The following is a 25,035-nucleotide window of genomic DNA, read 5'->3' as shown; positions in this document are numbered from 1 at the left end:
GCTCCCGTGTCGATTACTCTTTTTTGCTCACCAGGCTGAGGTCGATAAACCAGCTTTGCGGCTGTACCACACCGGTGACGGCTGGCGATATCGCCCTTGGCCCGACATCGTGGGCGACGAACAGGAACGGCACCTGATCGACCAGCGCGGCGTGCAGTTCACCCGCGGCTTTATCCATTTCAGCCGGGGTAAACGCGTGTTTCACCGCCGCCGCCAGCTTTTCGGTTTCCGGGGTCGAAAAGTAGCCCCAGTTGGTCGCCACCGGCGGGAAGGCCTTCGCGGTGGAGAAGCGGATCATGCCGAAATAGGGATCGTTAACCGCGGCGCTGACGTTGATCGCGTCGATCCCTTTCGCCGACGGATCTTTCGCCCCGAGACGCCAGTTGGTAAACAGGGTGTTCCATTCGTTGACCTTAATGTCGACGTTAAAGAAGCAGCTTTTCAGGCTCTGCTGGATGTACTCGTTCATCGGCAGCGGCTGCATCTGCCCGGAGCCGGAGGCCGAGGTGGCGACCGTGACGTGCAGCGGTTTCCCGGCGCTATACCCGGCTTCGGTCATCAGCTTACGGGCGGTATCCGGGTCATATTTGATCTGGAAAGTGGGTTTACCGTGCCACGGGCTGCCGGCCTCGTAGACGCCGGTCGCTTCGGTCATATAGCCGCCGAGATAGCTTTTGAGCTCCGCGCGGTTCAGGCACAGGTTGGCGGCTTTGCGCACGCGAATATCTTTCCACGGCGAGCCCTCTTCGAAGGAGAACTGCCACGGCCACAGGTGCGGCTGGGTGTTGGCGTAGATTTTAAAGCCCTGGGCTTTTATCTGATCGACCGCGTCCGGGGCCGGGGCTTCGATCCAGTCCACCTGCTTCGAGAGCAGCGCCGCCGTGCGGGCGTTAGCTTCCGGCAGCGGGATCAGCACCACTTTGTCCACTCGCGGAATGCGATCTTTGTTCCAGTAGTCGGGGTTCTTATCGAGGATCAGCTGCTGGCGAGGAACCAGTTTTTCCATTTTGAACGGACCGCTGCCCACCGCGTGGGCGGCGAACTCGGTCCACGCCTGCTTACTACGCGCGGCGGCATCGCCGGCGTTTGCCGGCACCGCGTCATACAGCTTCTGCCACGCCGTCGGCGAAACGATAAACAGGTTGGTAAGGTTGTACGGCAGCAGCGCGTCCGGTTCGGAGGTGGTCAGCGCCACGGTGTGGTCGTCAATCTTTTCCGCGCCGGTCAGGGTCGGCATGCGTGAGAGGGTGTTGCCTATCTGGCCCGGGGCATACTGCGGCGCGGCTTTATTCAGCACCTTATCCACGTTCCAGACGATGGCATCGGCGTTGACCGTTGAACCATCGTGAAACTTAACGCCCGGGCGCAGGGTGAAAATCCAGCGGCTTTGATTTTGCGGGTCAACGTGCCACTCGGTCGCCAGCCCCGGCACCAGGCCGCTGGGCTTTTCTCCCTGTGAGAGATCCCATTCAACGAGGGCGTCGTAGAGCGGAATGCCGGTGAAGCGGTTGCCCTCAAAGCCCTGATCGGGCTGTCCGAGGGTCAAAGGGATATCGGCGGCGGTCATGGCGATCCGCAGGGTTGAGGCATTGGCCGGCAAAGAGGCGATCAGCGCCAATGCTCCGCTAACAGCAACGGCGAGATGGCATTTACGCGAAAATATTTTTTTCTTCAGCATCACATTGTCCCTGTTAAATAAAAGTCGCTATTTAACAGGCAAGATACATACCAGTTCTGAACGCGCGGGGAATAAGCGTGAAATGGCTTATAAAATAAGAATGACTTATATCATCTATATGATTTTATTTAAAAAATAGAATAACCTTATCTTTTTGCACCACCGGCGGGAATTCTGTTGCAGGATTGCACCAGCCTTACTTTCTTTTTAAAGGGATAATCACGTGGCGTTATTTTCTATAAATTAAATTCATAATGTCCGGCAAATCATCAGTTTGAGGCGTTGTCTTCTATACTTTCTGATAAAGAGAAAGAGGGAGTCGCCATGCCGTTACCTGATTTTCACCGCTCCGAGCCGTTTACCCTCGGTATCGAGCTGGAGCTTCAGGTCGTCAACCCGCCGGGTTTCGATCTGAGCCAGGACTCTTCCGCGCTGATTGACGAGGTGCAGGGCACGCTGAAAGCGGGCGAGGCCAAGCATGACATTACCGAAAGCATGCTGGAGATCGCCACCGGCGTCTGCCGCGATATCCACCAGGCCACCGCACAGCTGAGCGCGATTCAACAGGCGGTGCTGCGCGCCGCCTCCCGCCATCATGTGCAAATCTGCGGCGGCGGAACGCATCCGTTTCAAAGCTGGCAGCGTCAGCAGATCAGCGATAACCCGCGCTACCTGAAAACCGTCGAGCACTTTGGTTACCTGGCGAAGCAGGCGACGATCTTCGGCCAGCACGTGCACGTGGGGTGTCAAAACGGCGATGATGCCATCTATCTTCTGCACGGCCTCTCGCGCTTCGTACCGCATTTTATCGCGCTGAATGCGGCATCGCCCTGGCTCGACGGGACCGATAGCGGCTTTGCCTGTTCGCGGCTTAACCTTTTTGCCGCCTATCCCGATAACGGCCCGATGCCGTGGGTGAATAACTGGCAGGCTTTTACCGGTCTGTTTCGCCGTCTTAGCTATACCAGCATGATCGACAGCATGAAGGATCTGCACTGGGATATCCGCCCCAGCCCGCGCTTTGGTACCGTCGAAGTCCGGGTGATGGATACGCCGCTGACGATTGCTCAGGCGGTGAATATCGCCGGGTTTATTCAGATCATCGCCTGCTGGCTGCTGACGGAGCGGCCGTTTAAGCATCAGCCCGAGGATTATCTGCTCTACCCCTTCAACCGCTATCAGGCCTGCCGCTACGGGCTCGATGGGATCAACACCGATGTTAACGGCGGCGAACAACGAACATTGCGCGAAGAAATTTTACAGCTGGCGGATAGGCTGGCCCCCAGCGCCCACAAGCTGAATGCCGGCAGCGCGCTGGAGGCGATTGTGCGCCAGGCGAAGCAGGATCGCAGCGAGCCGCAGCAGATGCGCGAGTTTGTCGCCAACGGCGGGTCATTGATCGGGCTGGTACAAAAGCACTGCGAAATCTGGACGGCGTAGCGGCGATAAAACGCTATACTGCACGCTTTCGTCGTCTGTCTGGAACCTGTCGTGCGCTTTTTCTCTCTTCTGCCGCTGCTGCTGTTATCCCTGCCCGCTTTCGCCAGCGGGAAGTGCTCGCTGACCGACCCGTCGCTGACGCTGCAAAGCTATACCGTTGATCCGCAGCGCGAACGCATCGTGATGTACTGGCAAAAAGAGGACGGCAAAGCCTGGGGATCGCTGCGCTCCCTGCTGGCGGATATCGACCACAACGGACAGGTGCAGATGGCGATGAACGGCGGAATTTATGATAAAGCCTATGCGCCGCTGGGGCTGTATATCGAGAAAGGCAGGCAGCTGACCCCGCTTAACCGCGCTTCCGGCGGCGGCAACTTTTTTATTCGTCCCGGCGGGGTGTTTTATCTGCGCGGGCAAAACGCGGGGATTGTCAACATCGATAAATTCAGGCCGTCGCCGGCCATCCGCTACGCCGTGCAGTCCGGGCCGATGCTGATTGAAAACGGCAAGATCAACTGGCGGTTGAAGCCGTCCGCCAGCTCGCGCAAGCTGCGTAACGGCGTGGGCATCACCGGCGATGGCAAAGTGGTCTTTATGCTCAGCGCGCGCGAAACCAATTTCTATGATTTTGCCTGCTACGCGCAGTCCAGGCTCAACGTGCGCCAGATGCTCTATCTCGACGGTACCATTTCGAAGATGTACCAGAAAGGCGGCAGCGTGCCGTGGCAGTACCATCCGTTCGTCACCATGATCGCGGTGGAGAGCAGATAGTTTTCATAACATCGTCTGCGGGGAGTAGCCCGGGTAAGGCGTTTACGCCGCGACCCGGGATTTCCGGGCCCGGTGCCTGAGGGAGGGAGATTGGGCAGCGCCGCCTCCGGGACGGTGTTGAGGGGTTCCGTTCACCATCAAGTCGCAGAAAATGTCTCATCGAGGCACGTGAACGGGTAAAAGGGGAGAAAACCGTCTCCCCCTTTACAATCCCCGCGGTCCCGCAAAGAAATCGGGGCTGCGCACTGCGCTCACCTCCCGGACCTCAGCCTGCGGTCGGCTCAACTCGACATCACTGTCTCGATTCGCCTCTGTCCGCCATCCCTGGCGGCCAGCCCTTGTCTTCGGTCCTCCGGTTCGCCGATTTCAGCGGGGGCCAGGGCATTGCTGCATGACACGTTGTTTCAGAAACATATCCGCAGCGGCATGAAAATCTCCCGGAGGCGGCGCTGCCGCGCCTGTCCTGGCTACGGATTACCGGCAATCTGCGGCCCGGTAGCCCGGCTAAGCGCAGCGCAAGCCGGGAAGAAGCCACAGCAATACCACGTCGCGGCATATTCCCCGGGTTGCGGCGTAAACGCCTTACCCGGGCTACGGGTTATCGGCAATATGCAGTACTGTAGCCCGGACAGGTCCGGGCCACCTACATCCGGCGGTGGGCCCACTCGCGCAGCCGCTGGAACAGCACGTACAGCGAAGGAATAAACAAAATGCCGATTACCGTCGCCACCAGCATGCCGCTGAACACCGTGGTACCGATAATCCGCCGGCTCTGCGCCCCGGCGCCGGTGGCAAGCATCATCGGCACAATCCCGATGATAAAAGAGACCGCCGTCATCATTACCGCGCGGAAGCGGCGGGTCGCCCCTTCGCGGGCGGCATCGACGATCGACATTCCCTCTTCGCGCTTCGCCCGGGCAAACTCGACGATCAAAATCGCGTTTTTCGCCGCCAGCGCGATCAGCAGCACCAGGCCTATCTGTACGTACACATCGTTGGCATAACCGGCCCACCAGAGCCACAGCAGCGACCCGCCGATGGCGAACAGCACCGACAGCATCACGCTCGCCGGCAGCGTCCAGCTCTCATACTGGGCGACGAGGAACAGCCACGCCATCGCTACCGCCGCCAGCACGATCCACACCGCCTGGTTACCGGTCTGCTGCTCCTGCCAGGAGATGCCGCTCCAGGCGTAATCATAACCGTGCGGCAGGTTCGCTTGTAAAATCTGCTCCATCACCGCCATTGCCGTCCGGCTGCTGACGCCTTCGGCCGCCGACCCGCTCACCGATACCGACGGGAACTGGTTATACTGCTGAATAAACGGCGCGCCCACCGTCGGCGTAATCGTCACCAGGTTACTCAGGCGAACCCGCTCGCCGCTGTCGCTGCGCACGTACAGCTCGCTTATCTGCTCTGCCCGCTCGCGCCACTGCATCTCGTTTTGCATCACCACGTGGTAGACACGATTGTTGATGCTGAAATCGCCGGCGCGGGTGCCGCCAAACGCGGTTTGCAGGCTGCTGAAAATCCTCGCCACCGGTACGTTCAGGCGGGCCGCCTGGTCGCGATCGACGGTGAGCGTCAGCTGCGGCACGTTGCTGCTCCAGGTGGTAAATACCCGGCTCAGCTGCGGGTACTGGTTAGCCGTCCGCAGCACCTGATGCGTCACCTGCTCCAGCTCCGCCGGCGATTGTCCGGCCTGGGCCAGAATGCGTAAATTAAACCCGGAGGCGTTGCCCAGCCCCGGCAGCGTCGGCGGCGCAAAAGTCATGATCGTCGCCTCCGGTAGCCCCATCAGCTGGCCCTGCACCTTTTCCATCACCGCCTCCAGCGGCGGCCGCTGGTGCCAGTCCTTCAGCATCACCGAGATAAATCCGCCGTTTGAAGCGCTGGTACCGTTGAGAATATTAAAACCGGAGACCTGAATCACATCCTCAACCGCCGGATTCAACAACAGCAGCTCGCGCGCCTGCGCCATCACCGCTTCGGTACGCTCCAGCGAGGCGGCTTCAGGCAGCTGCACGCTGGCAAAGAAGTAGCCCTGATCTTCCTGCGGCAGAAAACCCTTTGGCATGGTGGTAAAGCTAAACACCACCACTCCGGCCGCCACCATCGTCGCCGCCAGCGCCAGCCAGGGGCGACGATTCATCCTCCCGACCAGACGCCCGTAACCATCGCGCACCGTATCCAGACCGCGGTTAAAACCGCGCCAGATGGCGGCTGGCTGCTGCGGCCGCGGACGCAGCAGCAGCGCGCACAGCGCGGGCGTCAGGGTCAGCGCCACCACGCTCGACAGCGTCACCGCCGTCGATAAGGTCACCGCAAACTGGCGATACAGCTCGCCGACGATCCCCGGCAGCATCGCTACCGGCACAAACACCGCCAGCAGCACCAGAGTTGTGGCGATCACCGGCCCGGCGATTTGCCGCAGCGCCTCGGCGGTCGCGGCTCCGCGATCCAGCCCCTCCGCCATTTTCGTTTCCACGCTCTCCACCACCACGATGGCGTCATCCACCACCATCGTCAGGGCGAGAATAATCGCGAACAGGCTCAGGGTATTGGCGCTGTAGCCCAGCGCATAAAGCACGGCAAAGGTGCCGATAAGCGACACCGGGATCGCCAGCGCGACAATCAGCGTTGCCCGCCAGCTCTGGAGGAACAGCGAAACCACCACCACCACCGCCATAAGGGTCAGCGCCAGCGACACGCCGATCTCTTTGATCGTCGCCGCCACAAAGCGGGTGGTATCAAACTTCACTTCCCAGGTGAGATCCGCCGGGAAACGCGCGTGCAGCCGGGTCAGCTCAGCGCGCACCGCGGTGGCGACCTGCAGGGCGTTGGCGGTGGGCGTCGGATAGATACCGAGATAGGCGGAATCTTTACCGTTCAGCTGCGCGCCGGAGCTATAGCTGCGCGCGCCCAGCTCAATGGTCGCCACGTCAGACAGGCGCACCAGCTGGCCGCGTTCGCCGCTGCGAACCACAATTTGCCCGAAGCCGGCGGCGTCGCTGAGTCGCCCGATACCGTTGATGGTCAGCGTCTGCTGCTGGCCGTTAAATACCGGCGGCGTCCCCACCTGCCCCGCCGCGCCCTGCACGTTCTGCTCGCGCAGCGCCTGGGCAATATCGTCGGTTGTGATATTCAACGCGTTCATGCGGTCGGGCCGCAGCCAGATGCGCATGCTGTAGTCGCGCGCGCCGAACATCTGTACTTCCCCGACGCCGGGTAGACGCGCCAGCGCCTCGCGCACCTGAGTGCTGGCGTAGTTGCTGACAAACAGCGGCGATAGCGTGCCGAGCGGCGAATAGAGACTCACGCCCATCAGCAGGTTCGTCGCCCGCTTGCGCACCTGTACGCCGTTCTGCTGCACGTCGGCAGGCAGCTGCGCCACCGCCTGCGACACGCGGTTCTGCACATCGATCGCGGCTAAATCGGCATCGGTCCCGGCGGCAAAAGTCAGGCTCAGGCTGTAGGTCCCCTCATCGGAACTGGTGGACTCCATATAGAGCATATGATCGACGCCGTTGAGCTGGGTCTCCAGCGGCGCGGCAATGGCTTCCGCCACGTCCGCCGCGCTGGCGCCCGGCCAGTTGGCGCTAACGTTGATGACCGGCGGCGTAATCTGCGGATACTGCTCGACCGGGATCAGCTTCAGCGAGACCGCGCCGACAAAGGTCATCAGCAGCGCAATCACCATCGCAAAGCGCGGGCGACGGATAAAAAATGTGAGCATCGCCTCTCCCTTATTCACTCAGCAGCTGAACGGCCGCGCCGTCACGCAGGCGCTGGGCGCCTTCCGTCACTACGCGCTCCCCCGCTTTCAGACCATCGGCCACCACGAAGCTCTGGCCATGCTGACCGGCGGGCGCTAAACGGCGCATCGTCACGGTGTTGTCCGCCGCCAGTACCCAGCAGTAAAAGCCCAGCGCATCCTGCTGTAGCGCAGAGGCCGGGATCATCGGGCTCTCCTTAAGCTGCTGCGGCCGGAAGAAAACCGTGACGTTGCCGCCCGGCAGCAGACGGTGCTGCGGGTTGGCAAACTCAGCGCGCAGCGCCACGCTGGCGGTGCGGCTATCAATACGGTTATCGACGGAGGTCAGGGCGCCGTCTTCACGCCGCCCATCGACATCCACCTGCGCCAGCCACGCCTGCTTCAGCGCGGCGATATCCGTGTGCTGCCCCGCTTTCGCGAAAAAGGCGGTTTCATCCAGCGAGAACGCCACGCGAATGGGATCAAGCTGGACCACATCGACCAGCACGCCGCTGGCGGGATTCACCAGACCGCCGACGTGAAAAGGACTATGGCCGACGCGCCCGGTGACCGGCGAGGTAATGCGGGTATAGCCGAGCGTAATCTGCTGGGCGGCAATGCGCGCCCGGGCCTGCTCGACGGCGGCGGCGGCGACATCGCGCTGCATCTGCGCGGTGTCTACGTCGTTGCGGCTGATTGCGTGGTTATTTTTCAGCTGCTGGTAGCGGCTCAGCTGCTGCTGGGCCTGGCGTAGCGAAGCCTGCGCGCTTTTCAGTTCAGCCTGGGCCAGCGCCAGCGCGGCTTTCGGCTGGGCGTCATCCAGCGTAAACAGCGGATCGCCCTGGTTGACGTACTGCCCATCCTGGAAGTGGCGCTGCACAATCTTTCCTTCGGTGCGGGCGCGAATATCGACGGAGTGAATGGCCTCAACGCGGCCGGAGATTTGCCGTTCATCGGCATGCGGCGCGTGTTCCACGGTGGCGACGCGCACCGGAATAGCCGGCGCGGCGGTGGCGGTGAGCGCGTAGCCTGCCAGGCCGCAGGCCAGCAGGGCGGAGCGGATAATCTTGTTCATGGGGAATTCCTTACGACGATGCGGCGTCCCTCCCCCCTCAGGAGAAGGGACGCCGGGCGGGTCAGACACGCTATGCGGCTTTGCGGAAACGACGGGTCAGGCGCTTCTCAACTTCCACCACCAGGAACATCGCGATACCGATGACCAGCGTGATGAACCAGTAGCGCAGCGGCAGCCCTTCGGTGCCAAACATCGTCTGCATCACCGGTACATAGATGATGACCAGCTGCATCAGCAGCAGCACGCCGCTCACCAGCCAGATGCCTTTGTTGCGCAGCAGTCCCATGCTCAGCGAGAAGCTGTCGCTGCTGCGGCAGTTAATCATATAAACCCACTGTGCGGTGACCAGCATCTGCAGCAGGACGGTGCGGATAAACTCCGGACTGTGGCCGCGCGGCGCCAGCCAGGCTTCAAGCATAAAGGCGGCGACGGCGATCATGGTGCCGACGAAAGCGACGCGCCAGACGGCGAAGGCGTCCATAACGTGCTGGCCGGTTTTACGCGGCGGCCGGTTCATGGCGTTGCGCTCGGCGGCTTCAAACGCGAGGCCGAAGGAGAGCGTCGCGGAGGTGGCCATGTTCATCCACAGAATCAGCACCGGCGTCAGCGGAATGATGTTCCCCGCCAGCAGGGCGATGATAATCAGCAGCCCCTGCGCCAGGTTGGTCGGCATGATGAACAGAATGGTCTTCTTCAGGTTGTCGTAGACCCGACGCCCCTCTTTGACCGAACTGGCGATGGTGGCAAAGTTGTCGTCGGTCAGGACCATGTCGGCGGCCTCTTTGGTCACCTCGGTGCCTTTAATCCCCATGGCGATCCCGACGTCGGCCTGGCGCAGCGCCGGGGCGTCGTTGACGCCGTCGCCGGTCATGCCAACTACTTCGCCGTTATCCTGCAGCGCTTTTACCAGGCGCAGCTTGTGCTCCGGGCTGGTACGGGCAAAGATATCGTACTCAACGGCGGCTTTCGCCAGCTCGGCGTCGTCCATGTGCTCCAGCTGATAGCCGGTCATCGCCTGGCTGCTGTTGGTGATCCCCAGCATCTGGCCAATGCTCATCGCCGTCTGCGGGTGGTCGCCGGTAATCATCTTCACGCGGATCCCCGCGTTCTGGCAGGCGTGGATAGCGTCAATCGCTTCCGGACGCGGCGGGTCCATCATTCCGGCAATGCCGAGGAAGACCAGTCCTTCGCGCAGATCGTCGTGGGTCAGCGTCGTACTGCCGACGTTCGCCGGTTTGTAGGCGGCGGCGACCATACGCAGGCCCTGGCGGGCAAAGCGCGCCATCTCCTCTTCCCAGTACTGCGGCTCAAACGGCACCGCCCCCTGCTTGCTCAACTGATGGCGGCACAGGGCAAAAATCACGTCCGGCGCGCCGGTAATCAGCACCTGCTCGACGTCGCCCATTTTCTGGTGGGTCGCCATGTACTTGTACTGCGAGTCGAACGGGATTTTCGCGACCAGGCGGGCATCGACTGGCGCAAGCTGCGCTTTCGCCGCCAGCACCTTCAGCGCCCCTTCGGTCGGCCCGCCGGTAATGCCCCACAGGCCGCGCTCGTCCTGAATCATCTGGCTGTCGTTACACAGATCGATGGTGCGCAGATAGGTTTCCAGCACGCTGCCCGGTTTAATCTGCACCGGCTCGTTGCTGCCTTCCAGGCAGATGTTACCCTGTGGCTCGTAGCTGTCGCCTTCGACGCGGTAGCAGCAGTCGGCGGTGATGATCGCTTTGACGGTCATCTCGTTCATCGTCAGGGTGCCGGTTTTATCCGAGCACACCACGGTCATGGCGCCCAGGGTTTCCACCGTCGGCAGCTTGCGGATAATCGCCCGCTGGCGCGCCATCGCCTGTACGCCCAGAGAGAGAATAATCGAGATAATCGCCGGTAAGCCTTCCGGCACGGCGGCCACCGCCAGGCTAATCAGGGAGAGCAGCAGCTCGCCGAGAGGAATGTCGCGCAGCGCGAGGCTGAAGACGAACAGCGCGGCCATCATCGCCAGGATGATAACAAAAATCGCTTTACCGAGCTTATCCATCTGCACCAGCAGCGGCGTGCGGTGCTTCTCAATGCCCGCCATCATCTGGTTGATGTGGCCGAGCTCGGTCTCCTGACCGGTTGCGGTCACCACGCCAACGCCGCCGCCGGCGCTGATGGTGGTGCCGGAGAAGAGCATATTGGTACGGTCGCCCAGCGGCAGTTCGCCTTCCAGCGCGTCGGTGGTTTTATCCACCACCGTCGACTCGCCGGTGAGAATCGCCTCTTCGACCCGCAGATTATGGCTCTCAATCAGGCGCATATCGGCAGGCACGCGGTCACCCGCGCGCAGAATCACGATATCGCCCGGCACCAGGTCGCGGGTCGGGATGGTTTCATGCTTGCCGCTGCGCTGCACGCGCGCGTCGCTGGAGAGCATATTGCGGATGCCCTGCAGCGATTTTTCGGCGTTGCTCTCCTGGATATGGCCGATCAGGGCGTTGATCACCGTGACGCCCAGGATGACGAGCGTATCGACCCAGTGGCCCATGACCGCGGTGAGCGCGGCGGCGGCCAGCAGGACAAAAATCAGGACGTCGTTAAAGTGGGCAAGGAAGCGCAGCCAGGCCGGCTTGCCTTTTTTCTCCGGCAAGGCGTTGGGGCCGAAGGTCTTCAAACGCTCGGCGGCCTCGGCGGCGCTTAGGCCGTTGGCATGGCTTTTATTCTGCGCCAGCACCGCATCAACCGTCTGCTGATATGCGCGGCGTGGCGCGACATCCCCTGAGGGGGTGGTATTATTAGTTTTGATCGTTTTGGTCAAAATATATCTCCCTTAAAATTCCGTGAGGCGGAAAGCCTGGAATCATTCCGGGCCAATGAGAAAAATTTCAAACAGGCGGGAGATAATTTGAGCTTGCGCAATATTTACTCTCTCGCCAATACAAAATTTATGGTAAGTTAATTCTATAAAACAACTATTGCAGAATATTAATAAACCAAAACTAAACGAGGTCTACTATGTTTGGAATCTATCGCGGACGCCGTCTGGTGCTGTACATCCTGCTGGCCATTATTATCGCTACACTGGTGGGATATAGCACCTATACTTTTGTAAAAGCGCTGGCTTAATAATGACGTTAATTTACATTGCGACGTCATTAATTTAATCACAAATTATACCAAAATAATTAACATAAAAAGAAAGCGGATGTTTAAATATAATACTTAATGCGTATTTTAATAACGTACGAAACCATATTGCATTGATTCACTTTTTACCGGACAATATGTTTTTAACTGATGATTAACAAATAATGAAACATCCGCTAGAAACGCTCATGAGTGCCGCCGGCATTCTCCTGCTGGCTTTGCTCTCCTGCCTGCTGCTGCCGGCGCCCTCGCTGGGCCTGACGCTGGCGCAGGAGCTGGTGGCGTCCTTCCATCTGATGGATCTCAACCAGCTTTATACCCTGATCTTTTGCCTGTGGTTTTTAGCGCTGGGCACCATCGAGTATCTGCTGCTGCGCTGGGTCTGGCGTCGCTGGTTTTCCCTTGAGCGCTAAGCCGGTCAGGTCGCGCATGCCGTTGACCTGACCTTCTCACCAGGCGGGGCATCATCGTGGCCGGTAAATTATCGCTTCACGCGTTTTCGCAATAGCCGCAGCGCAGTTAAGGGTAAGAGCCGCTGGCCGAAGAAGCCTGCGGTTTTCACAGCCCCCTGGTAATGGAGGTGCACGGTGCTTCAGGTCTCCCTGAGTCATCAGGTCAGTGCCTACAAAGAGAGATTCAGGATGGGCTCTGCAAGCAGAGTCCACGAAGCCGGTCTCTGCTTTGATCGGAATATACCCGTCATACTTTCAAGTTTTTAGGGTATGAATAGCTGAAACGCCTGCGCAAGCCGCTTTATTTATACTCATAGCCGTAGCCTACTTTAACGAGCCTCGAATTATCGGATCACAACTAATCGCTACATTACAGATGGAGTGTGAATTTTCCGAAACGATTAAATCATAACCTTTTAATACCATATTTCGGTAAGGTAACTCTACCGTAGTAAGCTTAGGATAGACTCTCTGCGAAATAATACTCTGGTTATCAAAACCGATCACCGAAACGTCCTGGGGAATAGAAAACCCCAGCCGTTGCAAAGAAAAGTATACTTCCAGCGCAATTTCGTCACGACCGCAAAAGATGACATTAACGCCACGCTGAATAGCACCAAGAATATCATTATCTAATACTGTGAAATCATAATCATAGCTAACCGGAACAACAAAATAATCATCAGCAGAAAACGCAATGTGATTATCATTAAGCGCCTTTATATATCCCTGTTTGCGCTTAACCGCGGCGTGATAACTTTCATCAAAATTAATAAAAAGGCTGCGGATAAACCATGGGCGATGAAAGACCAGATTAGCAATATTATACAATCCTTGCTCGTTATCAGCCTGCACGCTCGAATAATTACCACGCGCACAATGACAGTTAACAAACACGGTCTTGACCTCATCAAATATTGACTGATGTTCAATCTCGCAAGGATCAAGCGAAAGGTAAATAAGACCAGATATTCGTTTCTCTCTAAGAAAATTAAGATCCACTTCGGTAGGAGAGGAATCTTCAACATGGATAAAAATTAACTGATGGTTGGTTTCCTTAGCTTTTTCACTGATCGAACCCAGCATTTCACTACCATAGCTACTTCTTCCCATATTTAATGAGATAACGCCAATAACCGGTAGCCTGGATTTTTTCATGTCCCTTGCCGCCGCATTGGGGACATAGTGCAGCTCTTTGGCCTTGGCCAAAACCTTCTCTCTGGTTTTGGCTTGAACTTTTTCAGGGTTATTAAGCGCTCTTGATACGGTGACGTGTGAAATACCTAACGCCAACGCTATATCTTTGATTGTGACCATTTCCATCTACCCTCTCAATCAATAACGTGTGTCGTTAAATAAATCAGACATGGGTCACAACTATTCTCAAAAATACCAAGCCGCACCTTTCTCTCCGATATTTGTCCAATCATCAACGGGGTCCTTATCTGCTTGCCACCGCTCAGCAGCAGTCGGTGAGCCTTGAAGAGTACCGCGATCCTAATATTACTATACTCTTTAAGATGTTCGTTTTCCACTACGGAGATATCGGAACAATTGTTATCGGGGTACCAGATACGGCAAAATCTAGTACCTGAATGCTTAAGCAAAAAGTCATTAACAATCTACTATCCGATCTTTTTCACGAGATAGCTTATCAGTGGGTAATTTATTGCTAACGATCATCTCCCTGAAATATTCATTATCAATAAAATAGCGTTTAAATACAAAACTGGCTATCAAAAAGAAAATGGCAGGAATAAATGTTACCGCCATCGATAGCCCTAGCAATGTTTCCATAGATAATTTAGCCCCCGCTTCATATCCAATCCAGGTCAGGGTATAGCCCGTAATAGGGCCAGAAATACTCATTCCCAGCTTTTGGCTAAACGAGATAAAGCCAATCGATAAGCCTGAGGTATTCACCCCGGTTTTAATTTCACCATAAAAACCCACCTCAGCGATAGAGGCCCATAAAATAGGCGAGTTAATCTCCGAGACGGCACAACACAGGAAATAGAAGAGGATGGCCAAATATAAATCACCGATACCAACGATGAAATACATGCCAACGGCCATTAACGCGGATAAATAAAGAGACCAGCGGAATACGGCCAGCTTATTATAGCGATCCGTTAACCATTTAGATATCAACGCACCAGCGATACCGCCGGCAGACCACATCCCCATGAAGATACCGATTTCCCATCCACCTGCGGCTTTGGCAAACTCAGTGCCATAAATGAAGGCGATGTTACCACGCGTGGCGAAAGCAATTAGTAGCAGGACCATAGTAATACAGAGAATCAACCATTGGTCATTTTTCATTAATGATAGAATTTGCTTCTTCGTTGAAATATTGTTGGGGCTATTAATTTCAACCCGTTCTTTAACATAAAAAGCACAAAACATAAGAACAATAATGCTGGCAATCCCTAAGACCAAAAAGGCCAGAGCATAGGCATTTCCAGCCTCGGCAGCACCTTTAGAAGTCACATAGTATGGTACAAAGGTGGTCACAATAATGGTAGCGGCTTTGGCCATCGGGAAACGAAACGTATTCGCCTTCAGACGTTCAGCAGGGTCGTTGGTCATTACCCCGACAAGAGAAATATAGGGGATCGCAATCATGGTAAACATAATGCTATTTAAAATATATGCCCCTGTTGTCCACCCCAGCCTGGCACTGTAACTTTCACCAACCACGGTGAACAACATAAAGAGGGAAATACCAAAGGGAATTGAACAGATAGCGATCCAGTGACGATAGCGGCCCCAGCGAGTTTTCACCTTACCTGACAGCCACCCCATCACAGGATCGGTAATGGCATCGATCAAACGCACGGCGAGGAGTACCCATCCCGCATCAATCGGCGTTAGCCCTACCACGCTGATCATAAAAGTATAAATAAGGAGAGAGGCGGAAATAATTGAAACACTTAAGGCCATATCTCCGGAGCCGTATGCCACGTGCTCACGCACGGACATCCGTTCTTGGCTTGTGGTATTCATTTTTCAATCCTCCAGGCTTTACCAGCTTGTATGTAAGGTTTCGATTCGTATGTTTTTTTCGCGAAGAGTATTCACTTTTAATTGCTTACAGTGTGATAGTTTATAACTGCGTTTCGTTGCGCAGATTTCACCATCATTGATAAACAGCTCGACAATTCCCGCATCAAAAATAATCTCGAGATTTTTTATCTCTGCTGCGGGAGCCCGGTATTGCGCTTCACTCACGACGGTTTCTTCTATGCTCACATAGCCATCGCGGTATGAAATCGCCAGCCATTCCCCCTTATCTCCGGCCAATATGAGGTCTTCGTTCGGCTGTAAACCCTGCTCTAAGCGGATCCTTAACGATTCTCCCTTGTTGATACGATGGTCCTCACCGGCTTTCAATTTGACGTCACAATATTCGTCAACGTATTTTTCAAGTTCGTTAACGGGGCGCATAGCGACTTTATTGTTGGCGTTAATGAAGATTTCTTTTGGAATAGACATTTCACCGTTATATGATGATTTAATTGGCTTTTTCATCGCCCAATTAAATAACCATGCAATACCAACCTGACGCTGGCCGTCCTTGAACGTTTGTAATGCATAATACTCCGTCGCGAAGTCCAGCACTTGCATCTCGCTTTCCGCAGTGAAAACGCCGTTGTCAAATGTGCCAATAATGGCGTACAGAAGATTGTGACGCTTTGTCTCTGGCTCCTGGTAACCGACAATACCGATAGTCAGTACCCATTTAGCACCCAGCTGGAAAAAATCCGGACATTCAACGCAACGGCCTTTATTTTCAGCAAAATATCCCGGCGCCGTATACAGGACATTTTCAAACGCCCATTCCTCACTGTCCCGTGAGACAAATTGAAGCACGGACGGGTTCCCGTCATAAACGGAGCCGAGGATCATTCGATAGCACTGCGTTTCGCTATCAAACCAAACTTTAGGATCGCGAATATCACAGCCGACTAATTCTATTTTTTTCTCCAGAATAGTCTGGATATGCGTTGCTTTAATACCATAGCGATCAATTGCGGCCTTCTTCTGTACTTCAATATAATCCTTATAGAGATCGTAGGCCGGGAGACGTTCCGTATAGAAAATTTCCGCCTCGCCTTCGTTATTGATAAAGGTCGTACCGGAGAAAGCCCCACCGGTCGCCCCCAGAGAAGCCAGGGGATGTTCGGGATGGTTAAATACCGGCAAATGCGTCCAGGAAATCAAATCGTTACTGATGGCATGCCCCCAGTGCATCGGGCCCCACTCGGTACTGTTTGGATTGAACTGGTAGAACATATGATAAGTGTCATCTATCTTACACAAACCATTTGGATCATTCATCCAGGCCTGAAAAGGTGAGAAATGCAGTTGAGGTCTGAATGTTTCTTGCGTATACCACTCTTTCAGTTTTGATTTTGGGTAGCATTGCAGACCGGTGCCATTATCAATAAGGTAAATAACGCCTTGATGATAGACGTTAGTTTTATCATAGTAATAAAAAAGGGATATCTCTGCCCTGTCTTCATCATAGCTTAAGGTTAACTCCCCCTTTTGATGGTGGGTATAATGATAATAATTAAAAAAACCAGCCCCTTCCTGGATTTTATATAGCAGTTGATTATCGCTTTTAATAACTAATAGAGGTAGCGGTTCATTATTTTTCTTTTGGCGCAGCCAAAATTCAATCGTGATGCCTTCAGCAGAGGGTATTGAGAAACTTTTCATATTGATGACCTGTAGGTAAGCTCGGCCAGTTCAGCCACTGGCCGAGACGAATTAATAAATTACTTCACCTTGCGTGCGATAAATTGCGCGTGCTTCTTATTGCCGGCTTCTTTTTCTCGGGTGGCTTTTAATTTGGCTTCGATTTCAATTTGTCGGGTTTTCATAAACTCTTCGAAGCGCCGTTTAGCCGTGTCCTTCTGCATTTGCTGCTCTGCGGTCAATTCGCACGTTGATTTACCGATACCCCGACGTTCAATATCGCCAGGGGTCGTAGGAATACGTTCATCTAAGGGCTGGATAGTGACAGCGCCTGGCTTTTTTTGATACCAGTAAGCCGTAGAGGCCCAGTCATCACAAAGATGGTTGGCGTGACCATGCTCAATTGTTACGCGAATGCGTTTCTTGAAATGTACAGGATCGGTAATATGAAATTTATAGCTTGTCTGGAAGCCGGGAACGATGCTTTCGTGTAATGCTGTTCCATTATATAAACCCGCGTTATCCTGCATCCCCCAGGCATGATTAAAGTAATCTTCCGTGCCGGTACCGTGTATACTCGGCGGCCATGTATCATCATCGACAAATATCATGTCGTCACCCTCCCCCCACCAGCTTCCCTGGAAATGAGCGACCGATAAATTACAGCCGACATAATGCCCCTCGCCTTCAACATTAAGCACTTCATAGTTCCCTTCAGCGCTCAAAGTTGAGATATTGACTTCCGGGCTATTGGTTTGCAGCTCGGGTCCCCAGCCATTGCATGGGTTAGCGCGCTTCCAGTTAGCATGAAAATACGCGATATCATCCTTGTGTTCTTCAGCATACATTTCATAATCGATGTAAAAATACTGCCCATAGGGAATATCATTCTGATTTTCAATTTCGATGACGGCGCGCGTGTTAAACGGCATTGGAAAGAAACAGTTCAGTGCCGCGCTGCCGCCAAACTTATAGCGTTCTTCAGGCTTCGTAGAAATATTAATCGGGAGGGTATTAATATTACCGGGCATGGAGTGACCAATACAGAAAAAGTCCCCCAGGGGCACAACCACACTCGGTTCTTCAGCATTGTCCCAGTACATTTTAATTAGCACTTTGCGGTAATAATGGGGATCGGCCACTTCCCAACACACGCCCAACGCATTGTGAATTTCATTGACTGGCGCAATCCATTGGCCCATTTTGGGATCAATAACACTCGCCCCCAGCACGCGGCGACAAAATTGCGTCATCCAGATATGGGTGATACAGCCAGCCCCTTGAATATCTGCTAGCGTTACGCTTTCCCCGGGACCAATTAGCCAATAATCCTGATTCTTACCGCTTTGATCCCAGCTTGAAAGACGCCCCGTTTTTGCATCCCGAACCGTTGCCAAACTTTGTAAAAAACCACCGTATTGTTGAGCCATGATACCCTCCGATTGTCAGTTTAATTTAAATGTACACGTGTACATTTGCGTTGGTTTGAATGTTAGTGACTAAACTCAGGCATAAATGTGATTAAAATCTCGTTTGACCGACGTTAAGGCAGGAAATTAAAGAGATGTGATCGATAACACAAAAATGTACACGTGTACAATCCATAAAAAAGGCATTGAGGCCTGGAAAAAAAACCGTATAAATAGACAAATAAAACATATAGTTAACCAGAAAACCACAATGAAAATGCTTAGATTTTATTGGGAGATAAGGCTAATTGCTTCAGGCCCCTGAGGACCTGACTTTTGCGATGATGTGTTATTCAAAAGAATGTCTTCTTAAGGGCTAACTGTTATGCTGTTTGTGCCGGGATAATAACGTTTCCATTCATGTCCTTACCATCGGAACCCAGGAAGATGTAAGTGGCGCCAGCAGACGGTAGAAACTCCTCATACAATGCAGTTTGAAAAACTCTCGAATTGCGCGAGGAAGAATCAAGGACAATCTTAACACTGATATTATCGCTGTAGGCGAGGTGGTTAGAAGAGAGAAGTGTATTGTCGCTATCATCAGTAACGAGTATCGCTACGGGATCTGCTCCCGCGGGCCTAATGTTCGAGACATCCGAAAAAGTTATACTAAACATATTTGAAGTGATGCTGTTATTATTACCACTAATGTGAACGATTCCCATCAGGTCATCATAGATAGTACCTCCGACATCTGCACTGGCCGTTTCTGTATCAACACGAATGAACATGTTTGAAGATACTAGGTTTTCATCACATGGACTTAGCATTACAATCGTTCCCGGCCAGCTCCCTTGAAACTTATTAGCCGAAATATTGGTGTGATGAGTATTCAGGAGTACTATTTGAGGGTTCCAGAAAAACGTGTTGCCGGTAATCTGATGACGGTCTCCATTTTCAATAGAAATTGAATAGCCGCCAGGAGAGTTGCCAAAGAAGTTATTGGTTATTTTCGCAACAATGGAGCTGGATGTCATTGTAATACAATTAGCACATTCACCGATAAAATTATTAGTGATTGAAATAGAGTCAGCATTTCTGACCACCATAGCCTCCTCAAGAAGGCTGAACCCCATGCCTTCAATCCGTAATGAATCGCTATCGCTCGCGATATCGATCCCTTTTGTACCGCTTGTATTGTAGGGATTCGTGGCAACCACCAGACCGATACAAAAATCACGCAGCTCAACGCCTGATATTCGCCCAGTGGTAGCAAAATCATCTCGTTCAATTTTGATTGCCGTCAGAGTTGAACTGGTATCTAGCTCAATAAAGCTGGCTCCAGGGGCTGTTTCAAGCCATCCACTGCTATCTGTATCCGGAGCATCCCGACTTGCCTGGCTCATCCATCCATGGCCCGCCCCTTGTATTACCAGGTAGTTAATGGTGATAACAAAAGTGGTTTGTAACCGATAACGCCCTGCTGGAATAAAAATAGTTGCGCCAGGCCGCAAGCCTTTATCATCCTGATTTGTCTGTTGCTGTAATATAATGTCATTCTGGATCTCAGACATTATTTTCCCAATATCTTCATAAGGCGAAGTATTGCTGGGGGAAGCAAAGGTAGTGACATCATAAGACTTAATATACGATGCCTGGGAATTATAATCAGTCATAATATTGCACACCTATAAATAGTTAAACATTATTTGCCAGTACGTTGAAAATGAAAATATCACGACTTTCACTCAGTGATGCAAATGAAATTTAATCATTAATATAAATGATTAATTAATATTAAAGAATGATAATTAACATTAGAAATAAAAGATAAGTGAGTTGTCATCAATAGACAACAATTTCTTCAATAAGATAACCAGCTTAAGTACGACATTGTTCCACGCCGTCCTGAAGAACCGGGCGATTATTCGTACCGTTAACCCCTCATATTTCAGACTGTAAGGGCGTTATCTGCGCTCTTAAACCGCGTCATATCGAAATGCCAGCAGCGGTTGCTGAATTCTGTCTCTCTCGGCCTGACGACGTGAGTCGGGTAAAAAAGCGTCCGCCGGTCTTCCCCCGGCGGACGCTTTTCAGTGCGCGCGGCTGTGATTTTCTTTTCGGTAGGCACCCGGCGGCTGATTAAACGTGCGGGTGAAGATGCGGGTAAAGGTTTGCTGCGAGTCAAAACCGTATTTCAGGCAAATATCGTAGACCCGCTGATCGGTATCGCGCAGATCGCGGGCCGCCAGCAGCAGCTTACGCTCGCGGATATAGCGCCCAAGACTCTCCCCTTTATACTGTAAAAACAGTCGTTGCAAATGCCACTTCGAATAACCGGCGTGGCGCGCAATATCGTCAATACGTAGCGGCTGATGCAAATTATCATCAATCCACTCGACGATAGTATCAATGACCTGAGCGGAAATAGTCATATGTCCTCTCTCCTCCTGAACCACTCTCATCGTTAGCGCCACCAGGCGTTAAATGATTGCGTTTTATCAGCGACCCAAACCGGCTCACCCAACATTGGCGTCAGCAGTCGCCACGGTCGCCCTGTGCTGGCCTCCGCCAGCCTTTTGTACGGATCGTCCCATGTGTGTTTTGCCAGCACGAAGCGCCCGGCGTGACCCGGCAGTACCGCGCGTGCATGAACATCGTCAGCGGCTTGCGCCGTCTCTTCCGGCATCATGTGGATGTACTTCCAGTCCTGGTCATACTGACCGTTTTCCATGATCGCCAAATCCACTTCGCCAAACTGTTCGCCGATGGCTTTAAAGTGCGGGCCGTAGCCGCTGTCGCCGCTGTAGTAAATTTTCTGCTGCGGGGTAACGAACATAAAGCTGGCCCACAGGGTCTGGTTGCGCTTGAGGCCGCGGCCGGAAAAGTGGCGCGCGGGCAGGACGTGTACCGTCAGCTCATCGCTCACCTGCAGCGACTGATTCCAGTCCGCCTCGCTGATGATCGCGCTCTCCATTCCCCAGTAGCGCAGGTGCGACCCCACGCCCAGCGGCGTCACCACGCGCTTGACCTTCGGCATCAGAGCTTTGATGGTGGCGTAATCGAGGTGGTCGTAATGATCGTGCGAGATAATCAGCAGGTCGATATCCGGCATGCCCTCAGCGTGCCACGGGTAATCCCCGGCAAAGGCCTTATTAATAAACGAAAACGGTGCGGCATAGTTGCTAAATACGGGATCGATCAGGATGCGTTTGCCCGCCAGCTGCAGGTACCAGGAGGAGTGACCGAGCCAGACCATCACGTCCTGCCCTGACGGCAGGCTGGCCAGATCGGTGTTCACCAGCGGCAGCGGCTGCGCCGGTCTGGCATTTTCACGTTTGGCGACCAGAAACTCCCACCATGCGGCCAGCATATTTTTTTGCCCGGTAAACCCCGGCGTCGGAAGCTGATTGTGAAACTGACCGTCGTGATAGTGCGGCGACTGCTCCACCAGGCTGAGCTGCGCGCCCTGCGGCGCCTGACCAAATCCGGCATTTAACACAAACGGCAAAGTTGTTGCTGACGCTAATAACATGATGGCGACCACGCTGAAAGTGACACGGTTCATATCCTGACCTGGCGAAATCCCCCTTCCTGGAGGTTTTTGTTATAAGGCTTGATTATGAGTGAGTAAGCACTCATTATTAGGAAGAAGCTGAAAGTCGTCAAGACGATTTTCAAATTTTGACAGACAGCGTTGCAGCGCCCATGCCGGGCGTGCTTAGATCGTGGTTTTATTATGAGTGAGGTAAAGTGTAGTGGCTCGTCCTAAGAGTGAAGATAAAAAGCAAGCGTTACTGGAGGCCGCAACCGCCGCCTTTGCCCAATCGGGAATCGCCGCCTCAACCTCCGCCATCGCCCGCAGCGCCGGGGTTGCCGAGGGTACGCTGTTTCGCTACTTTGCCACCAAGGACGATTTGCTCAACGAGCTTTATCTGACCATAAAAGCAGACCTGGTTCAGACAATGATAGCGGGTCTCAACCCGAACGAAACCCGGCCAAAAGAGAACACGCGCAATATCTGGAATAGCTATATCGGCTGGGGCGTGCGTAACCCCATGGAGCATAAAGCGATTCGCCGGATGGCGCTGAGTGAACGGATCACCGACGAAACCCGCAACCGCGTCCAGGAGATGTTTCCCGAGCTCAATGAACTGTGCCAGCGCTCAATCAAACCCGTTTTTCAATCCGACGAGTACCGTACCTTCGGCGATGCGTTGTTTCTTTCGCTGGCCGAAACCACCATTGAATACGCCAGCCACGAGCCGGAGCGCGCCGTCCGTTTTGTCGAGCTGGGCTTTGAAGCCATGTGGCAGGCCCTTGCCGAGGACAATAGCTGATGGATCACCGCTCGCTGCATGACAACGCGCATCGTATCGCGCTGGAGCTTCCCTTTACCGAGCACTGCTGGCCGTTTGGCCCGGAGTACGATGTGTTTAAAGTCGGCGGGAAGATTTTTATGCTCACCGCGACGGTACGCGGCCGCGCGCTGGTCAACCTGAAGTGCGATCCGCAAAAATCGCTGCTTCATCAGGCCATTTACCGCAGTATCGAGCCCGGCTATCACATGAACAAAAAGCACTGGATCACCGTGGTTCCCGGCGAGGACATCAGCGTCGAGTTACTAGCGGAGCTGATCGATGATTCGTGGAATCTGATCGTCGATAAACTCAGCAAAAAAGAGCAGCAGCGCCTACGTCCGGGGTGATTTTCAGCGCTGCGCGATAAGTGTTATCGCATTTTTGCCCCTTATCATTTGCCCGCCATCGCTGTACTCTTCCTTCACGAAACGCACCCGCAAGGGGTTGTAAACAGTGAGGAAGAGTATGGATATCGTATCGGTTGCCTTAAAGCGCTACTCCACCAAGGCATTTGACGCCACCAAAAAGCTAACTGCCGAGCAGGCGGAAAACCTGAAAACGCTGCTGCAGTACAGCCCGTCAAGCACCAACTCCCAGCCGTGGCACTTTATCGTTGCCAGCAGCGATGAAGGCAAAGCGCGCGTCGCCAAAGCGGCGAGCGGCACCTACGTGTTTAACGAACGTAAAATTCTCGATGCCTCCCACGTGGTGGTGTTCTGCGCCAAAAACGCGATGGATGACGCCTGGCTTGAGCGCGTGGTGAACCAGGAAGAGGCCGATGGCCGCTTCGCAAACGCCGACGCCAAAGCCGCGAACCATAAAGGCCGCACCTTCTTTGCCGATATGCACCGCAAAGAGCTGCACGACGACGATCAGTGGATGGCGAAGCAGGTTTACCTCAACGTCGGCAACTTCCTGCTGGGCGTGGCGGCAATGGGCCTGGACGCCGTGCCGATTGAAGGCGTCGATTTCGCGATTCTCGATGCCGAACTCGACCTGAAAGCCCAGGGCTACACCAGCCTGGTGGTGGTGCCGGTCGGCCATCATAGCGTCGAAGACTTCAACGCGACGCTGCCGAAATCACGCCTGCCGCAGGCGACGACCATTACCGAGATTTAATTCCCTTCAGCCGGGAACGCCCGGGTCATGGCGCAGCTGCGCCTCGCCCGGGGCTTCCTACCCCCACTCTTTCCCCCTCTTTTTCTGCCGTTTGTGCCAGGTTTCCGGCGCTAATAAGCCCGCTTGTGCCAGGAATAACGCCTTTAGTGTGAACCAGCCGCTTTAATTAATTGATAAATAATATTTTTTATTTCTGGCACGCCCTTTGCTCTTAACAGATACCACTATCTGGATGAAGGAGAAACCGGGTGAAACATATCTATGTGGCCAGCCACGGCCATTTTGCTCGCGGACTGGTGAACAGTTTGTCGCTGCTGATTGGCGACGAACACGGCGTTATCCCGGTCTGCGCCTATGACGAAGATATCGTGACCACCGAACAGCTGGAGCAAACCCTGGAGCATCTCATCGTCCAGGCGAATGGTGATGAAGTGGTGATCTTTACCGACCTGCTTGGCGGCAGTATCAACAATAGCGCCGTGAGCGTCTTGATGCGCCATCGTAACGTTTTCGTGGTCGCCGGCATCAATCTGACTCTGCTGCTGGAGTTTCTGCTGTGCGAAGAAGCCACTACCGAGGCCGCGATTGTCTACGCCACCAGCGCGGCGCGTGAATCCATTGTTTTCATCAACCCTCTACTAACACAACCATCCTCTGACCCACAGGGAGAATCTCATGATTAAACTCGTGCGCATTGATTATCGGCTGCTGCACGGCCAGGTGGTTTTTGCCTGGACCCGAGCGCTGGATATCGACCATATCATCGTCGCTAACGCCAAAGCCGCGGCGGATGCCTTCATTACGATGTCGCTTAACCTGGCCAAGCCGGCGGGCGTCACGCTGGACATCGCCACCGTTGAACAGGCGGCGGAAAAGCTTAACGGCGGCAAGTTGGATCATAAAAAAGTCATGGTGGTCCTTGGCAATACTGCTGAAACCCTCGCGCTGGTAGAAAAAGTCCCGGGAATTAACGCCATTAACTACGGCGGTCTGCCGCAGAAGGAGGGCGCAAGACAATTCGGCAAGGCCATCTATCTGACCGAAGAGGAAATCGCCGATAGCAGAGCGCTGAAAGAAAAAGGCATTCGGCTGGAGATGCGTCAGGTACCCGCCCACTCGGCCGAGCTCCTCAACGAACAACTTTAA

At 54.1% G+C, this 25,035-nt stretch carries 19 protein-coding genes; 8 read left to right on the top strand and 11 right to left on the bottom strand.

Features of this window, described 5'->3' with window-relative positions; genetic code table 11:
- Positions 1-13 precede the first annotated feature (13 nt).
- The gene (locus BJF97_RS08025) at positions 14-1,678 is read right to left on the bottom strand and encodes an ABC transporter substrate-binding protein (RefSeq protein ID WP_014228317.1); all 1,665 of its coding nucleotides are present in this window, start codon (positions 1,676-1,678) and stop codon (positions 14-16) included.
- A 324-nt stretch (positions 1,679-2,002) separates the two neighbouring features.
- On the opposite strand from BJF97_RS08025, the gene BJF97_RS08020 reads away from it, so the two are divergent.
- Both BJF97_RS08020 and BJF97_RS08015 read left to right on the top strand, forming a co-directional pair.
- Positions 2,003-3,118, top strand: a complete 1,116-nt coding sequence (locus BJF97_RS08020) for a YbdK family carboxylate-amine ligase (RefSeq protein ID WP_025107066.1) — start codon at positions 2,003-2,005, stop codon at positions 3,116-3,118.
- Between the two features lie 51 nt (positions 3,119-3,169).
- A complete protein-coding gene (locus BJF97_RS08015) occupies positions 3,170-3,889 on the top strand; it encodes a phosphodiester glycosidase family protein (protein WP_014837746.1) in 720 nt (239 codons plus the stop codon).
- Between the two features lie 643 nt (positions 3,890-4,532).
- Here the strand turns inward: BJF97_RS08015 and BJF97_RS08010 are convergent.
- From BJF97_RS08010 to BJF97_RS08000, 3 genes are all read right to left on the bottom strand, one after another.
- Positions 4,533-7,625 (bottom strand): efflux RND transporter permease subunit, encoded by a 3,093-nt coding sequence (locus BJF97_RS08010; protein WP_032694565.1) that lies wholly within the window; start codon positions 7,623-7,625, stop codon positions 4,533-4,535.
- Positions 7,626-7,635: 10 nt separating this feature from the next.
- Positions 7,636-8,718, bottom strand: a complete 1,083-nt coding sequence (locus BJF97_RS08005) for an efflux RND transporter periplasmic adaptor subunit (protein WP_032694566.1) — start codon at positions 8,716-8,718, stop codon at positions 7,636-7,638.
- 70 nt (positions 8,719-8,788) lie between these two features.
- Positions 8,789-11,512 carry a cation-transporting P-type ATPase gene (locus BJF97_RS08000; RefSeq protein WP_032694567.1) on the bottom strand — a complete coding sequence of 908 codons (2,724 nt, stop codon included), beginning with the start codon at positions 11,510-11,512 and terminating at the stop codon, positions 8,789-8,791.
- A gap of 493 nt (positions 11,513-12,005) precedes the next feature.
- Between BJF97_RS08000 and BJF97_RS07995 the strand changes: the two genes are divergently transcribed.
- Complete coding sequence (locus tag BJF97_RS07995; RefSeq protein WP_032694568.1) at positions 12,006-12,254, top strand: DUF1158 domain-containing protein; 249 nt, start codon at positions 12,006-12,008, stop codon at positions 12,252-12,254.
- A gap of 363 nt (positions 12,255-12,617) precedes the next feature.
- Here the strand turns inward: BJF97_RS07995 and BJF97_RS07990 are convergent, their stop codons facing one another.
- From BJF97_RS07990 to BJF97_RS07960, 7 genes are all read right to left on the bottom strand, one after another.
- A complete protein-coding gene (locus tag BJF97_RS07990; protein ID WP_032694569.1) occupies positions 12,618-13,616 on the bottom strand; it encodes a LacI family DNA-binding transcriptional regulator in 999 nt (332 codons plus the stop codon).
- Positions 13,617-13,907: 291 nt separating this feature from the next.
- A complete protein-coding gene (locus BJF97_RS07985; RefSeq protein WP_032694570.1) occupies positions 13,908-15,302 on the bottom strand; it encodes an MFS transporter in 1,395 nt (464 codons plus the stop codon).
- A gap of 18 nt (positions 15,303-15,320) precedes the next feature.
- Positions 15,321-17,021 (bottom strand): glycoside hydrolase family 32 protein, encoded by a 1,701-nt coding sequence (locus tag BJF97_RS07980; RefSeq protein ID WP_032694571.1) that lies wholly within the window; start codon positions 17,019-17,021, stop codon positions 15,321-15,323.
- Between the two features lie 59 nt (positions 17,022-17,080).
- Positions 17,081-18,430: a glycoside hydrolase family 172 protein gene (locus BJF97_RS07975; protein WP_032694572.1), complete on the bottom strand. Its 1,350-nt coding sequence runs from the start codon at positions 18,428-18,430 to the stop codon at positions 17,081-17,083.
- A gap of 362 nt (positions 18,431-18,792) precedes the next feature.
- Complete coding sequence (locus tag BJF97_RS07970) at positions 18,793-20,085, bottom strand: NosD domain-containing protein (RefSeq protein ID WP_050595151.1); 1,293 nt, start codon at positions 20,083-20,085, stop codon at positions 18,793-18,795.
- A 417-nt stretch (positions 20,086-20,502) separates the two neighbouring features.
- Positions 20,503-20,844, bottom strand: a complete 342-nt coding sequence (locus tag BJF97_RS07965; RefSeq protein WP_004848570.1) for a RamA family antibiotic efflux transcriptional regulator — start codon at positions 20,842-20,844, stop codon at positions 20,503-20,505.
- 32 nt (positions 20,845-20,876) lie between these two features.
- Positions 20,877-21,977: an MBL fold metallo-hydrolase gene (locus BJF97_RS07960; RefSeq protein ID WP_014228309.1), complete on the bottom strand. Its 1,101-nt coding sequence runs from the start codon at positions 21,975-21,977 to the stop codon at positions 20,877-20,879.
- 190 nt (positions 21,978-22,167) lie between these two features.
- Between BJF97_RS07960 and BJF97_RS07955 the strand changes: the two genes are divergently transcribed.
- The 5 genes from BJF97_RS07955 (at position 22,168) to BJF97_RS07935 (ending at position 25,035) form a co-directional block, all read left to right on the top strand.
- Positions 22,168-22,749, top strand: coding sequence for a TetR/AcrR family transcriptional regulator (locus BJF97_RS07955; RefSeq protein WP_004848568.1), 582 nt, complete (start codon positions 22,168-22,170; stop codon positions 22,747-22,749).
- Positions 22,749-23,117 (top strand): MmcQ/YjbR family DNA-binding protein, encoded by a 369-nt coding sequence (locus tag BJF97_RS07950; RefSeq protein ID WP_032694574.1) that lies wholly within the window; start codon positions 22,749-22,751, stop codon positions 23,115-23,117. The genes BJF97_RS07955 and BJF97_RS07950 overlap by 1 nt, the downstream gene beginning before the upstream one ends.
- A 118-nt stretch (positions 23,118-23,235) precedes the next feature.
- A complete protein-coding gene (nfsB, locus tag BJF97_RS07945; protein ID WP_032694575.1) occupies positions 23,236-23,889 on the top strand; it encodes an oxygen-insensitive NAD(P)H nitroreductase in 654 nt (217 codons plus the stop codon).
- Positions 23,890-24,137: 248 nt separating this feature from the next.
- Positions 24,138-24,572 carry a PTS sugar transporter subunit IIA gene (locus BJF97_RS07940; RefSeq protein ID WP_004099989.1) on the top strand — a complete coding sequence of 145 codons (435 nt, stop codon included), beginning with the start codon at positions 24,138-24,140 and terminating at the stop codon, positions 24,570-24,572.
- A complete protein-coding gene (locus BJF97_RS07935) occupies positions 24,565-25,035 on the top strand; it encodes a PTS sugar transporter subunit IIB (RefSeq protein ID WP_004099987.1) in 471 nt (156 codons plus the stop codon). The genes BJF97_RS07940 and BJF97_RS07935 overlap by 8 nt, the downstream gene beginning before the upstream one ends.

It is taken from the genome of Klebsiella sp. LTGPAF-6F (genome assembly GCF_001753185.1).
In the GTDB taxonomy this organism is placed as follows: domain Bacteria; phylum Pseudomonadota; class Gammaproteobacteria; order Enterobacterales; family Enterobacteriaceae; genus Klebsiella; species Klebsiella michiganensis.
Note: the sequence above shows the minus strand (reverse complement) of the source record. Positions and strands in the feature narration are given on the sequence as shown.

Excerpts from the sequence above, each read along its gene's own strand:
- BJF97_RS08025 (WP_014228317.1), bottom strand. The coding sequence starts at position 1,678 with ATGCTGAAGAAAAAAATATTTTCGCGTAAATGCCATCTCGCCGTTGCT.
- BJF97_RS08020 (WP_025107066.1), top strand. The coding sequence starts at position 2,003 with ATGCCGTTACCTGATTTTCACCGCTCCGAGCCGTTTACCCTCGGTATC.
- BJF97_RS08010 (WP_032694565.1), bottom strand. The coding sequence starts at position 7,625 with ATGCTCACATTTTTTATCCGTCGCCCGCGCTTTGCGATGGTGATTGCG.
- BJF97_RS08005 (WP_032694566.1), bottom strand. The coding sequence starts at position 8,718 with ATGAACAAGATTATCCGCTCCGCCCTGCTGGCCTGCGGCCTGGCAGGC.
- BJF97_RS07995 (WP_032694568.1), top strand. The coding sequence starts at position 12,006 with ATGAAACATCCGCTAGAAACGCTCATGAGTGCCGCCGGCATTCTCCTG.
- BJF97_RS07990 (WP_032694569.1), bottom strand. The coding sequence starts at position 13,616 with ATGGAAATGGTCACAATCAAAGATATAGCGTTGGCGTTAGGTATTTCA.
- BJF97_RS07985 (WP_032694570.1), bottom strand. The coding sequence starts at position 15,302 with ATGAATACCACAAGCCAAGAACGGATGTCCGTGCGTGAGCACGTGGCA.
- BJF97_RS07980 (WP_032694571.1), bottom strand. The coding sequence starts at position 17,021 with ATGAAAAGTTTCTCAATACCCTCTGCTGAAGGCATCACGATTGAATTT.
- BJF97_RS07975 (WP_032694572.1), bottom strand. The coding sequence starts at position 18,430 with ATGGCTCAACAATACGGTGGTTTTTTACAAAGTTTGGCAACGGTTCGG.
- BJF97_RS07970 (WP_050595151.1), bottom strand. The coding sequence starts at position 20,085 with ATGACTGATTATAATTCCCAGGCATCGTATATTAAGTCTTATGATGTC.
- BJF97_RS07965 (WP_004848570.1), bottom strand. The coding sequence starts at position 20,844 with ATGACTATTTCCGCTCAGGTCATTGATACTATCGTCGAGTGGATTGAT.
- BJF97_RS07960 (WP_014228309.1), bottom strand. The coding sequence starts at position 21,977 with ATGAACCGTGTCACTTTCAGCGTGGTCGCCATCATGTTATTAGCGTCA.
- BJF97_RS07950 (WP_032694574.1), top strand. The coding sequence starts at position 22,749 with ATGGATCACCGCTCGCTGCATGACAACGCGCATCGTATCGCGCTGGAG.
- nfsB (WP_032694575.1), top strand. The coding sequence starts at position 23,236 with ATGGATATCGTATCGGTTGCCTTAAAGCGCTACTCCACCAAGGCATTT.
- BJF97_RS07935 (WP_004099987.1), top strand. The coding sequence starts at position 24,565 with ATGATTAAACTCGTGCGCATTGATTATCGGCTGCTGCACGGCCAGGTG.